Annotated in this window: 15 protein-coding genes and 1 pseudogene; 9 read left to right on the top strand and 7 right to left on the bottom strand. The window is 33.5% G+C overall.

Going from position 1 to position 13,953, the window contains the following annotated elements; all coding sequences use genetic code 11:
- Positions 1-503: 503 nt before the first annotated feature.
- The 4 genes from ACKI4K_RS02055 to ACKI4K_RS02040 all read right to left on the bottom strand — a co-directional run bounded on the left by ACKI4K_RS02055 (position 504) and on the right by ACKI4K_RS02040 (position 3,524).
- A complete protein-coding gene (locus tag ACKI4K_RS02055) occupies positions 504-752 on the bottom strand; it encodes a C-terminal helicase domain-containing protein (RefSeq protein ID WP_407421785.1) in 249 nt (82 codons plus the stop codon).
- A gap of 820 nt (positions 753-1,572) precedes the next feature.
- A complete protein-coding gene (locus ACKI4K_RS02050) occupies positions 1,573-1,839 on the bottom strand; it encodes a hypothetical protein (RefSeq protein WP_407421783.1) in 267 nt (88 codons plus the stop codon).
- Positions 1,832-2,125 carry a hypothetical protein gene (locus ACKI4K_RS02045; RefSeq protein WP_407421781.1) on the bottom strand — a complete coding sequence of 98 codons (294 nt, stop codon included), beginning with the start codon at positions 2,123-2,125 and terminating at the stop codon, positions 1,832-1,834. Before ACKI4K_RS02045 ends, ACKI4K_RS02050 begins: the two co-directional genes overlap by 8 nt.
- A 70-nt stretch (positions 2,126-2,195) precedes the next feature.
- On the bottom strand, positions 2,196-3,524 hold the full coding sequence (locus ACKI4K_RS02040) for an FAD-dependent oxidoreductase (protein ID WP_407421779.1): 1,329 nt from the start codon (positions 3,522-3,524) through the stop codon (positions 2,196-2,198).
- A gap of 83 nt (positions 3,525-3,607) precedes the next feature.
- Between ACKI4K_RS02040 and ACKI4K_RS02035 the strand changes: the two genes are divergently transcribed.
- Entirely contained in the window at positions 3,608-5,098 is a 1,491-nt protein-coding gene (locus ACKI4K_RS02035; protein WP_407421777.1) for a sodium-dependent transporter, read from the top strand.
- A gap of 68 nt (positions 5,099-5,166) precedes the next feature.
- Entirely contained in the window at positions 5,167-7,185 is a 2,019-nt protein-coding gene (feoB, locus tag ACKI4K_RS02030) for a ferrous iron transport protein B (RefSeq protein WP_407421787.1), read from the top strand.
- 102 nt (positions 7,186-7,287) lie between these two features.
- On the opposite strand, the gene ACKI4K_RS02025 is transcribed toward feoB, so the two are convergent.
- Entirely contained in the window at positions 7,288-8,457 is a 1,170-nt protein-coding gene (locus ACKI4K_RS02025; protein ID WP_407421775.1) for a DUF3100 domain-containing protein, read from the bottom strand.
- 36 nt (positions 8,458-8,493) lie between these two features.
- Between ACKI4K_RS02025 and ACKI4K_RS02020 the strand changes: the two genes are divergently transcribed.
- The 6 genes from ACKI4K_RS02020 (at position 8,494) to ACKI4K_RS01995 (ending at position 12,065) form a co-directional block, all read left to right on the top strand.
- Entirely contained in the window at positions 8,494-9,156 is a 663-nt protein-coding gene (locus tag ACKI4K_RS02020; RefSeq protein WP_407421773.1) for a DUF4143 domain-containing protein, read from the top strand.
- A 133-nt stretch (positions 9,157-9,289) separates the two neighbouring features.
- On the top strand, positions 9,290-9,769 hold the full coding sequence (locus tag ACKI4K_RS02015) for a GNAT family N-acetyltransferase (RefSeq protein ID WP_407421771.1): 480 nt from the start codon (positions 9,290-9,292) through the stop codon (positions 9,767-9,769).
- Positions 9,770-9,912: 143 nt separating this feature from the next.
- Positions 9,913-10,047, top strand: a complete 135-nt coding sequence (locus tag ACKI4K_RS02010; RefSeq protein WP_407421769.1) for a hypothetical protein — start codon at positions 9,913-9,915, stop codon at positions 10,045-10,047.
- 174 nt (positions 10,048-10,221) lie between these two features.
- On the top strand, positions 10,222-10,611 hold the full coding sequence (locus tag ACKI4K_RS02005; RefSeq protein WP_407421767.1) for a winged helix-turn-helix transcriptional regulator: 390 nt from the start codon (positions 10,222-10,224) through the stop codon (positions 10,609-10,611).
- Positions 10,612-10,626: 15 nt separating this feature from the next.
- Positions 10,627-11,064 carry a cyclophilin-like fold protein gene (locus ACKI4K_RS02000; RefSeq protein ID WP_407421765.1) on the top strand — a complete coding sequence of 146 codons (438 nt, stop codon included), beginning with the start codon at positions 10,627-10,629 and terminating at the stop codon, positions 11,062-11,064.
- A 32-nt stretch (positions 11,065-11,096) separates the two neighbouring features.
- Positions 11,097-12,065, top strand: a complete 969-nt coding sequence (locus ACKI4K_RS01995) for an alpha/beta hydrolase (RefSeq protein WP_407421764.1) — start codon at positions 11,097-11,099, stop codon at positions 12,063-12,065.
- A gap of 231 nt (positions 12,066-12,296) precedes the next feature.
- Here the strand turns inward: ACKI4K_RS01995 and rhuM are convergent, their stop codons facing one another.
- The gene (gene rhuM, locus ACKI4K_RS01990; protein ID WP_407421762.1) at positions 12,297-13,340 is read right to left on the bottom strand and encodes a RhuM family protein; all 1,044 of its coding nucleotides are present in this window, start codon (positions 13,338-13,340) and stop codon (positions 12,297-12,299) included.
- A gap of 227 nt (positions 13,341-13,567) precedes the next feature.
- Between rhuM and ACKI4K_RS01985 the strand changes: the two genes are divergently transcribed.
- Positions 13,568-13,702: a hypothetical protein gene (locus ACKI4K_RS01985; protein ID WP_407421760.1), complete on the top strand. Its 135-nt coding sequence runs from the start codon at positions 13,568-13,570 to the stop codon at positions 13,700-13,702.
- A 7-nt stretch (positions 13,703-13,709) separates the two neighbouring features.
- Here ACKI4K_RS01985 and ACKI4K_RS01980 read toward each other — a convergent pair.
- Positions 13,710-13,953, bottom strand: a pseudogene (locus tag ACKI4K_RS01980) (AAA family ATPase); the annotation flags it as partial.

The raw sequence follows: 13,953 nt of genomic DNA, 5'->3' as shown, positions 1-13,953 counted from the left end.
AATTTTCATCATGTGGATTAAGTATATTTGGGCTTAAAGTTATTATTTTCTTGGTTTAACATCATCTAAAGTTATATTTAAAAGCAGATGTCTATTTTATATATTTTAATGCTTATCATATCCAATTTTGGTAAGAGCATTTGAATGTTTGTTTCATAGTTAACGAACAAATATTGCAATAAGTATTTGATAATTTCGTTATTATTATGCAAATTTTTCAACCAAGTTGGTTAAACGGAATTGGAAGTTGCACAATCCATATTCACAGCTTTTAATTGGTGATGTAAAAGATAGTGATGTTTTAAGAGAAATTTCAGAACCTAGCTATATTGAAACTCACGAAAAAGTTCTACCTCTTACACGTACTTTTCAATCAACTTTGTTATAAAATTTTATTCTATGTTGTTATTTAACTTTTTGGAAGAATGTTCAAAATAGTAATTTCACATGTTTGTATAGTTTGTTAAAAAAATTATAAAACTTATTATATCTTGAATATTATTTTAAACATTGTGGTAGATATAAGCATATTTTTCACAAAATTCTAAAAATTCTTTATAGTCTTTGTTATGTTCTAATGTTTTTCGATTACCAATAATAATCAATTTTTTCTTTGCACGGGTTAATGAAACATTCAATCGTCTCATATCCTTTAAAAAACCGATGTCTTTATTATCATTACTTCTTACTAGGGAAATTATTATAATGTCTTTTTCCCCTCCTTGGAATCCGTCTACTGATTTAACATTCACATTTGTTTTTTTATTAAGTAATCGAACTTGATTTGCATAGAAGGATCGGTTCCTCCCCTAGTATTGCTCGCCAATTCTATTCACCCCACCTATACCATACCTCCCACTTCGGCCTCCCTTAAGGTCGGCCTGGGGTCGGCATGGTTATGGTGGGGCGAATTGGCTCGCTTAAAACGTGGGTGTGCACAGGTGACTTAATCCAAGCAAATTATTATTTATCCTTCCATGTCTATTTTCCCAACTGATGAAACATATCAATAATTAATGTTACTGTTAATTAAAATGAATGTATTGTAATTACTTACAATTTAATAATGTATGTATTACATTAACGGCAATGTTTCTAAAAATCAATTTACTTTTCAACTCTGCATATACATCAACTACTTTTCAAAAACAAGTTTCTATTTCAAAATGGCTGCCGTTAATGTTAATGTGGTTCTGGCTCAGCTATCGTTAATGTTGGTGTTAATTTAATCAATGGGGTTTTCTTTTGATTTAATTATTTGATTTGAATTTAACATTAACACCAATGCTTGTTAATGTTGTTTTTTCCAAACATTTGCATATATCAGGATATTGTTAATTTTTTTAACAAATTCTGATAATGGAGTTGATGTGGATTTGAACATTGGAGAAGACATGTGTATCCTTTCTCCCTATGGTTCCAGATTCAAAAAAAGCATTCAAGCATATCGTCGAAACAATAATTGATTAAATTCTTAATTCAGTTTAGTTCAAAATAAAAAATTGTCATTAACATGTATTTGGGAATTATTTCATCATTTAAAGAAAAAATAGGAAAGTTATGGGAAAAGGGTTATTCCCTAGCTTCAATCATGGATTGGACACCTAAAATAATAATGGCCACGCCACCGAAAATTTCAATGTAATCAGCGTACTTGATAGCTACTTTTGTTCCGTAGGTTCCAAGCAATAACCATATGATTACTGCGATTAAACTTAATCCTCCTAAAATGAATGGATCAACATGTGCAACTGCACCCTGTGATGCAAGGATTAAGTTTTCTATGTTTCCAAAAATAAGCAATCCAGTAAATGGAGCGTAATCTTTTAAATTAACCATTTACATCATCTCTTGTTGCACGAATATGTTTTACAGCTTCATAGATTGCTTGAATACCTAGTATAACTATTGCAAGACCTCCTATGAATGTAATGTAGTTTGAATATTGGAGTGCTACTTCTGTAGCAACAGTTCCAATAACTAACCAGATTATAACTGCAATTATACTTAATCCACCTAATATTTTCATATCTACGCCCTGAACAACACCTTGTGATGCTAGAATCAGGTTTTCGATATTTCCAAAAATTATCAAACCTATAAAAGGTACATATGCTTCTAACAAATTTATCACGATTCAAATTTATATATTTAAATTCTATTTAATTTTTCGTAATACATTTTAACATAGAGGGTTATTTCTCTATTTTTTTCATTATTTCCTGTGATATCTGAACAATAGGATTAATGACCATCGCTAATGAGGGAGTATATGAAAATTCTTTTTGAATAATTTCTTCACATTTCATATTATCAGTGATGACGAATGATAATGTATCTATTCTTGATGAGAGGTCTCCTTTGGATAGCATTTGACATCCCACAACAGTACCGTCCAATTTACAAATCATTTTGATATATAATTTATTGTTTTGTGGATAGTATCTTGCCTTCTGACATGTTTCAATGCATGTAGATACTACAGGCATTTCTATCATATTTGCAAATGACTCGGTTATGCCTGAAGATGCGTAGTTATAATCACCAACTTTGGAAACTACGGTATTTACAACAGGATTGAAAGTGAGTTTATTTCCTGCCAGGTTATTTGCAAGAATCATTGCCTGGCGAACTGCTGTGGTTCCTGCAGGTGACACTGTCTGTGTGCCTGTTATATGGCTTTTTACTTCTACACAGTCCCCAATTGCATAAATGTCCTCAACATTTGTTTCAAGGTATTCATTTATTTTCACAGCTCCAAAATCTCCTAATTCACATCCGGCCTGTTTTGCTAAAACGGTGGATGGCACTTTATTGCTTGGCAGAATCACTACATCTGCAGTTATGATTTTATCATTATAATGAATCTCTTTTTTAGCTCCATTAGTGGTTATGCTTATCACATTGGCGTTTGTTTCAAAATTAACACCTTCATTTAATTCCACTAACTTGCCTGACATGTCGCCGTCAAGGAACAATGGTAATATTCCAAATGACTGTTCTAGAAATGTCACGTCATATCCTTTTTTAGCCAGTTCATAAGCACTTTCAATACCTATTGACATGTTTGAAATGAACACTATCTCTTTTTTACCTTCAACGGACTTCTGGATGATTCTTCCATCATGAATATTTGTTAAATGGTAGATATTATCCCTATTGTCTATGTCAAAGTCAGGAGCAATAAGTTCATTTCCTGTTGCAAGTACTAATTTATCATATGTTATTGTTTCGGATTTGGAGTCTTTTTTAAAGGTAATTGTCTTCTTTGATGAATCAACTGCAGTGACTGCAGTGGACAAATGCAATTGTATATTTTTATCCAAATAATGCTTTGCATCATGCATTATTATGTCATCAAAGGATTCAATTATACCTCCTAAAACTAACGGGATAGCACAAGGAGAATATGCAATATCTTCGCTTTTTGTAAAAATTATTATTTCACTCTTTTCATCTTTGTTTCTTATGTTAGATGCCAAGGTCAAACCTGCAGCACCCGCGCCGACAATTACTACTTTCATTTTTTCACCATTTAAATAATACAAAATAAATTTATAGTTTTAAAAATATAAATAAATTTATAATAAAGTTAAGGAAAATTTATATGACAAATGAGAATAAATGGGGAAGTAATGTTGCATTTGTACTTGCTATGATAGGATCTGCTGTTGGTTTGGGTAACATTTGGAGATATCCTTATGTTCTTTATTCAAATGGTGGAGGAGCATTTTATATTCCTTATTTGGTAGCTATACTGGCCTTGGCAATTCCATTTTTGATTTTGGAATATGGGGTTGGTTACAATTACCAGTCATCTTTTACAAAGGCGATTGTTAAACTCAAACCTAAATTCGAATTCTACGGCTGGATTTTGCCGGTTATTGTATTTATAATGACCGTATACTATTCCACAATCATAGGCTGGGATGGAATATATCTTTTCTTAAGTTTTTTTAAGGGATGGGGAGCTGATCCGAACACATATTTGAATGTTAATCTGCTTCAGGCCACAGATTCATTAAGTGGTGTCTTTAATTTCATTCCGTTCATTGCCGTTTTCATGCTTGTGGGATGGTTTATCGTCTGGTTTATTTCCCATAAAAATCTGGATGAAGGTTTGGGCAAGGTATGTGAAATCTTTGTTCCTTTACTGTTTGTGGTCATGCTTTTTATTGTAATTTTCTCTTTAACTTTGCCGGGTGCTTCAATAGGTCTTGCAGAGTTATTCAATCCTGATTGGTCACTTTTATGGCATTTTGACATTTGGATGGCTGCATTTGGACAAATTTTCTTTTCCTTAAGTTTGGGGATGGGTGCAGGATTTACCTATGCAAGCTATACCAATGATGATATTGACTTAATCTCTTCAGGATTGAAAGTCATTTTTGCAAACTGTGCATTTGAAAACTTCGCGGCATTAGGGGTTTTCTCAATTTTAGGTTACATGTCCCTTCAGTCAGGAGTTCCTGTTTCTGAAATTGTTTCACAGGGAACCACATTGATTTTTGTAGCATATCCTCAGGTATTCAATATTCTGGGAACAGTCGGATTGATTCTGGGTCCGGTATTTTTCTTTACAGTTTATATTGCGGGAATCACAAGTATGTTGTCTTCATTTGAGGTGCTTTCAATATCGATTCAAAACAAATTTGCATTTACTAGACGTAAGGCCACATTAATATTATGTCTGGTTGGAGGATTTGCTTCTATGGTTTATGCAACCTCTGCCGGAGGATATATACTTGGAATTGCGGACATTTTTGTAAATAATATTGTTATTATATTTTCAGTATTTGTAGAATGCATCCTCTTTGCTTGGGTATTTAAGGCTGAAAGATTGATTGACTTTATGAATGGGAGGAGTAAACATTTTAAATTGGGCAAATGGTGGTTAGTTCATGTTAAATATATCATTCCGATTCTTTTGGTGGTAATATGGTTTGGAGGGTTATATGAGCTGATTTCCATGAAAACCACAGAATCAGTCATGATTTTAATAGTCCTTGCGTTAATACTGATTGTTTCATCATTGATATTCACATTGCTTCCGGCCAAAACCAAAGAATGGTTTAAAACCGAGGAGAGAATTAAATAGAAAATATTGATGGTTCTAAAGTATAATGTATGTAAATTACATTAAAATTCAATAAATGGGGAGTAGTTATAGTGAAATTAAAAGTTGGGTTGGCAGGAAACCCCAATGTTGGAAAAACGACAGTTTTCAATGAGTTAACTGGAATGCATCAGCATGTTGGAAACTGGCCGGGTAAAACAGTCGAACAGGCAGTAGGTCACTTTTCACGGGGACAATATGAGTATGAGATAATTGATTTGCCAGGAAATTATGCATTGAGTGCTCATTCACTGGAGGAGATCGTATCAAGGGATTTCATTGTTGATGAGGATTCGGATGTAATTATTAATGTGGTTGATGCATCAAATTTGGAGCGTAACTTATACCTTACGGTTCAAATGATGGAACTTAGGGCAAACCTGGTTATAGCACTTAATATGAATGATTTTGCAAAAAAGAGAGGTCATATTATTGATGTTGATTTGATGAGTGAAAAATTGGGTTTTTCGGTTGTCGACATCAATGCTAAAACCGGTGAGGGAATTGAAGAATTGTTTGAATCTGTAGAAAGGCAAGCAATTAATCCAGTTGATTCCAGTGAAAACTTAACTTATGATGATGAGTTAAAAAGTTATTTGGGGGATTTGCAGTTATTAATTGAAAAGGATGAGAACTTACTGGATGTGCCTTCATTCTGGACAGCAATCAAATTGCTTGAAAATGATTCAATTGTTATTCAAAAAGTTCAAAAATCACCTCAAAGTTCATCAATTTTCAAAGAATTGGATAGGGCATCAAAACGCCTAAATGATGATTACGATGAAAGTACGGATGAAATCATTGCAGGTGCAAGATATGCATTTATTGATGATGTGGTGGCAAAATCTGTTCAAATGCCTGAGGTAGAGCCTGAAAGCATTACTGATAAAATAGATAATATTGTAATGAACCGCTTTTTGGCATTTCCGATTTTTGTTATCTTCATGTATATAATCTTTGAAGTAACCTATGGTTTGGGTTCACCTTTTCAAAAGTTAATTGAAGACGGTTTTTCAATGCTTTCTCAAGCAGTGGCAGGTGTTATTCCGAATTACTACTTGACATCATTCATATGTGATGCTGTTATTGGAGGTGTTGGCGGAGTCGTTTCTTTCGTACCGATAATTGCGATAATATTTTTGTTTTTAAGCATTCTCGAGGATTGCGGATATCTTGCAAGGGCAGCATTTGCAATGGATATGGTCATGCATAAACTGGTTGGTCTTCACGGTAAAGCATTTATTCCCATGATTTTAGGATTTGGATGTGGTGTGCCAGCTATTATGGCAACAAGAACTCTGGAAAATGATAATGACCGTAAAATTGCCATGATGCTTGTACCATTCATGTCATGTACTGCAAGATTACCTATTTATGCAATGTTCATTGCTGCGTTTTTCCAGGAAAATAATGGAATTATATTATTGTCAATATATCTTTTAGGAATCGTGGTGGCATTTATTGTTGCAGCAATACTCAAAAGGATATTGCTGAAAGGAGTGACAACACCTTTTGTAATGGAACTCCCATCCTATAAAGTTCCTTCACTTAAAGGAGTGTTATTGCATACTGGAGAAAAGGTTATAGGATTTTTAAGAAAAGCGGGAACTATAATCCTTGCATGTTCCATAATATTATGGGCTTTAAGTAGCTTCCCATTGGGTGTTAAATATGGTTCTGCTGAGAGTGTCCTTGGTATGGTTGGCAGTTTTATAGCACCAATTTTTGCTCCATTAGGATTTGGAACATGGCAGGCGGCTGTAGCACTTATTGCAGGACTGGCTGCTAAAGAAGTAATCGTATCTACATTCGGTACTCTTGGGGGTGTGGATGCAGATGATGAAAGTGGTGTAACTCATTTGATACAAGATGCTTTCACTCCATTGTCCGCATATTCATTCATGGCATTCTCCCTATTGTATGCACCATGTTTCGGTACTATCGGTGCGATAAAGCATGAAATGAACGGTTATAGGTGGGCTTTGACAATGTGTGTCATTACTTTTGTAACTGCATATGTTGTTTCATTTCTGATTTATAATTTAGGACTTTTAGCCGGATTTGGTTAGTTTTCAATTCGGCATTTATCTTATTTTTTTAAAAAAGAGCTTATTTTTATATTATTGCATTTCAAAACAAGTTTCAAATAAAAAATTAAAAAAGGGATTTAATTAAATCATCCCTGTTGCAAATAAAGTTATGTTGGCAATTGTAGCAGAACAGAGGTAAGTTCCTGTAATTACAACTATAGCAACAATAATGCCTCTCCAGCTGATTCTTTTAAATTCCTCCCAATCCTTACCGATTGAAATACCGACGTATGCAAGGAATGCAGTACAGATTGTAGTCAGCTCAACTTGAGAAACATAATGTGTCACGAATTCAGCAGTTGGAGCACCAGGTATGGAAACAAGCAAGCCTATTAAACTTATAAAAACAATTGATGGGATGTGGACTGGAAAAACCCTTTCAAGAGCCATACCAATAAGAGCAATGAATGCAATAATAATCATTCCAATAAAAGTGTCAACAAATGCTGTATGATAACCAACAATATTTCCAATAGTCACAATAACTGAAAAAGCAAAAAGTAATGCCGCCCATCTTTTAAGCTTACCAAAACTTAATGCATCTGAATCTTCTTCATTGCCGTCCATCACATCTTCAGGAACATTTCCATCTTCAATTTGAGCATTTCCTCTACCTAAAATAGGGGATAACCATTTATACAATTTTTCTGCGAGAGGTAATGATATGAATATACACATGTACATGCCCAAACAGAATGAAAGAATATTACTTGCTCCAGCAAAAGCTTCCAGTTGAGTTGCCATAGCAGGATACATATGTACTAATGGAACTAAAGCCGCAGCATTCATACTTGCACTTCCTATACCTGATGCCATTGCATAAGCATAAGGATGTAAAGGTATGAGTGAAACACTAATGCTTGACAGGAAGCTGATGTAAGGAGTACCGATAATTGATCCTATTACAAAAATTGCCAAAACACCTCTTGCTTCGGGAGATTTAAAACCGTATTTATCAATAATGATTCCCAGATTAGGTTCGCGGCAAATGGAACTTGCCATACCGATAACTTCTCTTCTAAAACCTAAAAGCAAAGCGATAGGCAGTGCGATTAGAGTACCTAAATCACCCAGAAGCTGTAAAATTAAAGCAGGGCCTACATGAAAAATAACATCGATAGATTGGCTGCTTGAAATAGCTAGTTTTGAAAGTAAAACACCAATAAGTAAAACCATAACCCCTTCAGCAACCTTTGCCTGTTCTGGACCTACCCATTTAAATGACTTTACCAAATAGAGAATCAATCCCATTACCAAAGCATATATTAAAGGTAGCAATAAAAACTGATGGTGTCTGTTATTTTAATTTCTATAATTCCAATATACATTGAGATAATGACCAAAATCAGCACGATAAAATGTAGATTATACTCTCTCCATGGTGGTCTTCTTTTAATTGTCCAATCTGCACGTCTCCTATATCTGTGCTGTTTAAATCTGTTTCTTCTAGCTTTGCGCACAAAAGAGAAGATTAAGGTTTCTCCAAAAACCATATACAATTACTTGGATTATCTTACAAATGCTTGTCTCTTGTATAAAGTTCAAAGGGAAGATTTGGAAGGCAAGAAAATACTGTCCATTAATGAAAAGTATTATTGTGTCAATCAGGGATTCAACCAGGTGCGCATAGGCAGAAATCAACTTAACAACAGCAGAATAATGGAAAATATAGTCTATTTTGAACTTTTAAGGAGAGGATATGAAGTAACCATAGGTTGTGTTGGAAATTATGAGATTGATTTTGTCTGCAAAAAAATGGGTGAAAGAATCTATGTTCAAGTAACAAGGGAACTGTCACACGAGGAGACAATTGAAAGGGAATTCAGACCCCTGCTTCTGGTTAAGGACAATTATCCGAAATATGTCATATCAACCGATGAATTTGACATGTCCCAAGATGGAATAAAACATATGAATATATTGGATTTCTTATCGGGTGATGAAATTTAGTGAATATTACGTACTATCAGTTGGGGAATGATATGGAATAATTCTCATCAAATACTTTTCAAAAACAAGTTTCATATTGTAAATAGAGGTTGTTGATGTAAATTTTATATAATATTATTTTTAAATTTACTAAATGATGATTATTAGAGGATTCACCAAGGATGATTTGCCTGAAATGATTTCAATCTGGAATGAAATTGTAGAGGAGGGCAATGCATTTCCACAAGAAGAATCACTAACATTAAAGACTGGTTTTGCTTTTTTCAACAGTCAAAGTCATGTTGGAGTTGCACTTGACGGTGAAATTCTCGGACTGTACATTCTTCATCCCAATAATGTGGGAAGATGCAGCCATATTGCCAATGCTAGCTATGCAGTATCCTCAAAAGCCAGAGGAAAACACATTGGTCAAAAACTGGTTTCGGATTCTATTGAAAAAGCAAAAGAACTTGATTTTCTAATTCTTCAGTTCAATGCAGTTGTTGAAGATAATTTATCTGCAAGACACCTGTATGAAAAGTTAGGATTCAAACAACTTGGCGTCATTCCAAAAGGATTCAGATTAGATAATGATGAATTCGCTAATATATGTCCATATTATATTGAATTATAATATCTTATTTTTTTATGAAACAAATTTTTAACAAAAAAGTAGTAGATAATTCATTTACTTTTTAATTTTTTTGGTTCGTATTGTATTGAACAAATTTCACTAAAAGTAGTAGATAATTTGAAGTGCGTTACGCCAACAGCAACATGAAGCTGGTCAAAAAGAACCAAAAGTTGCATAATCCTGATTCACCATTGCTGATTGGGGAAGTTAATGATGGTGATGTTGTAAAAGAAGTTAGTGAACCTAGCTATATTGATGCGCAAACTAGATTATTCTAATAATTGTTTTTTAAATCCTTTTTTTTTGCTTTTATAATGGTTTTTTCATCGTATAATTATTTATTATTGTCTAAAGTAAATTTAACCAAATCATAATAACTTTATCTAGATGTCCGAATTTGTGGCATTTTTGCCACTATAACTATTAAAATATTAACGAACAAATATTTTTTCATGGCTCTTGAAGAAAAATTGTATGGCAATCAATTTGAAAGAAACATTGTGGGCAGTGCAATTAAATCCATAAGCAATAAATGGACTTTTTACATTTTAAAGGATTTGTTTTTGGGAAAAAAGCGTTTTTCACAATTTCAGGATAATCGTCCAAATTTGGATAATAAATCTCTTGCAAGATGCCTTAAATCAATGGAAAATAACAATCTAATCGAAAAAAAGATTAATAATCATGAAACTGAATATTTTTTAACTTCAAAAGGAATGAAACTAAATAAAGTATTATATGAATTGATTATTTTTGCTTTGGATACTCATGATGGAGATTTTTACACAAATGAAGAGATTATGTTCATTAAAGAAACTTATATTGATATTCTTAATTTATAATTTTGAGGCGATACAATGTCTTTTATTAAGAAATCTGGTTTAATAATTATATTGGGTTTAATTGCATGTACTGCGGTTAGTGGAGAGGATAGTATGGATGATTTAGTTAAAGTCAAAATCAATGATGAAGTATTTGATGTTAAATTGGAAAACAATTCCGCCACGCATGAATTGATTAAAGAACTGAAAAAAGGAAACGTCACAGTCAATGCATCTGAATATGGGGGTTTTGAAAAAGTAGGAGATTTAGGCTTTTCACTTCCAACAAGTGATGAAAATATAGGTACAAATCCTGGAGATCTTGTATTGTATCAGGGAGACAAAATATCTTTGTTTTACGGTTCCCATTCATGGAGCTATACAAAACTGGGTAAAATAGATAATGTTGACTCCAATAAACTAAAGGAAGTTCTGGGTTCTGGTGATGTGACTTTAGAGTTCAGTTTAAACTAATTTAATTAACAAAATATAAAAATGTGGTTATTATGGAAAATATTGAGATAACAAAAGAATGGGATAAGGTTTTTCCCAAAAGCGATAAGGTAAATCATGAAAAGGTAACATTCAAAAATAGATATGGAATCACTTTGGTTGCAGATTTATACAAACCAAAAGATTCAAAAGATAAATTGCCAGCTATTGTATGTGCAGGCCCATTCGGTGCTGTAAAGGAACAGGTCTCAGGTCTTTATGCACAAACATTGGCTGAAATGGGATTCTTGACAATAGCTTTTGATCCGTCATTTACCGGTGAAAGTTCGGGTGAGCCTCGTGACATGGCGTCCCCGGACATCAATACTGAAGATTTCCAGGCAGCAGTCGACTATCTTGTCACATCAGATGATGTTGACGGTGACAGGGTCGGAATTTGTGGAATCTGCGGATGGGGAGGAATGGCACTAAATGCAGCGTCCCTTGATACCCGTATCAAAGCAACAGTTACCTCAACAATGTATAATATGACTCGTATTAATGCAAAGGGGTATTATGATGCCGATGACAATGCTGATGCGAGATATGAAATGAAAGTGGCCCTAAACAATCAAAGAACTGAAGACTTTAAAAACGGCGAATATGCAAAAGCCGGCGGGGTCATAAAAGAAGTGACTGATGATTTGCCGCAATTTGTAAAGGATTATCATGACTTTTACATTGAGCCTTTAGGATATCATCCAAGATCTCCAGGTTCAAATGATGGATTGAATGTAATTGGATGCATGTCATTCATATCCCAGCCGATTATAGCATATTCTGATGAAATCAGAACACCAATTTTAATGATTCATGGAGAAAATGCACATTCCAGGTACTTCTCAGAAGATGAATTTGCAAAATTGACCGGGGACAACAAGGAGCTAATGATTATTCCGGATGCAGTTCACACTGATTTGTATTATAAAACTGATGTAATCCCATTTGAAAAGATTGCAGAATTTTTCAATAAAAACTTGTAGTTACTTTAAATAGTAACTATTATTTTTTTTCAAAAACAATTTTCACCATAGTATTTGACAATTTCGTTATTATTATGCAACGCCAACATGAAGCCGTCAAAAGGAACCAAGAGTTGCATAATCCTGACTTGCCCTTCTGATGGGTGATGTTAAAGAGGGGGATGTTGTAAAAGATGTTAATGAACCCAGCTATATTGATTATCAACAAAAACTATTTTAAACTAAATTATATTATTTTCCTTCTAGCCGTTTGATATCTAAAATCATTTGATCAAAGTCAGAAATGAAATTTTCATCTTGCACTACTCTGAATTTTTCGTATTTTTCAAGAACATGTTCTCGTGCTTCTTCAGCAGATATCTTACCTTTGCCAACAAGAATTGGCAGCCTTCGAAGTTTAAGGTAGTCATCCAGCAGTTCCTTCCAATCTTTCATGCCCATTGGTATTCTGTCTTCTGCGCGTGATTCGGCTAAATTCAAAAAACCTTCTACTAAACTGTTTAATCTAGATAATTCATTTTGATTTAGATAATTTTTTGATATTACTACATCACTTTGGAGTATTTTTCCATTGGGTGCTTTTTTCCAGGTTGTCAATCCCATATGAGGGTTTTCAATATCTCTTCGTGTTTCTATGAGTTCTGCTGCAGTATGGTTGCTTATTGCATATATCAGTTTGTTTTGTACTGTGGCAAAGAATTCTTTTGTGATGTCTGCATCTTTGTTATAATCAAAGCTTGTTGCATATATGTCTGTGATTTTTTGATTGAATCTTCTCTCTGAAGCCCTTATTTCTCGTATGGTTTCTAATAATTCATCAAAATAGTCTTCTGTAAATCTTCCGCCTTTTTTCAGGAGTTCCTTATCGATGACAAATCCTTTCACCATATATTCCTTTAAAATTTTACTGGCCCAACGACGAAACTGTGTTGCTTCCTTACTGTTTATTCTGTATCCTATTGATATGATTGCGTCAAGATTATACCATTTTTGGGGTCTTCCGCCTTTTTTAGAGTTTATCAACTCTGAGTTGATAAACTCATTTTGGTTTTCAAATAACTTTTTGGAGGATATGGATACTTCTTTTTCTTCTAACTCTTCATCTTCAATTATTTTTAAGAAATGCTTTGATATATTTTGTGAGCTGGTTCCAAAAATCTCTGCTACAACTTTTTGACTTGCCCATAGGGTTTCATTTCCTATTAAAAATTCGGCTTCTATATCATTCTGTTCGCTTTTGTATAGCAACTTTTCAATAAGTTTGAATTCTGGCATATTATTCCGCCTGGCTTTAATTTAAAAATTGGATAATTGTTTTTATATATGTTAATGGTTATTATATCCTCTTTTTGTAAGAGCATTTGAAAAGTAATATTTGTTAATATCTATTGACTAAAGTAGTAGATAATTCCACTACTTTTCATCCTTATCTGTTTGTATTGTATAGAACAAATTTCACTAAAAGTAGTAGATAATTTGAAGTGTGTTATGCCAACGCCAACATGAAGCTGGTCAAAAGGAACCAAAAGTTGCATAATCCTAATTCGCCTTTGCTGATTGGTGAGGTTAAAGATGGTGATGTTGTAAAGGAAGTCAATGAACCTAGTTTCATTGATTCACAACAAAAATTAATTTAGAAATGAATCATTGTTTTAGACAACCTATTGGTATGACTTTCACACCATCTGGGCGAGTATATGCAACTTCTCCTCCAGTTAAAACAGCTAAAAAACTTGGATTGTTTAGTTCATCATTTTTTTCTATTAATTTGTTGATTTTCAATAAGTTCTTTGCACCTTCATCAATTTTTTCACTACCTAATTTACATTCAATTAATGCATATCTATTATCATTCAAATGCACAACACAATCAATTTCAATATCCGAT

Origin of the sequence: Methanobrevibacter sp. (genome assembly GCF_045644645.1) — an archaeon.
GTDB lineage: Archaea > Methanobacteriota > Methanobacteria > Methanobacteriales > Methanobacteriaceae > Methanocatella.
This window is presented reverse-complemented; position numbering and strand designations above follow the sequence as displayed.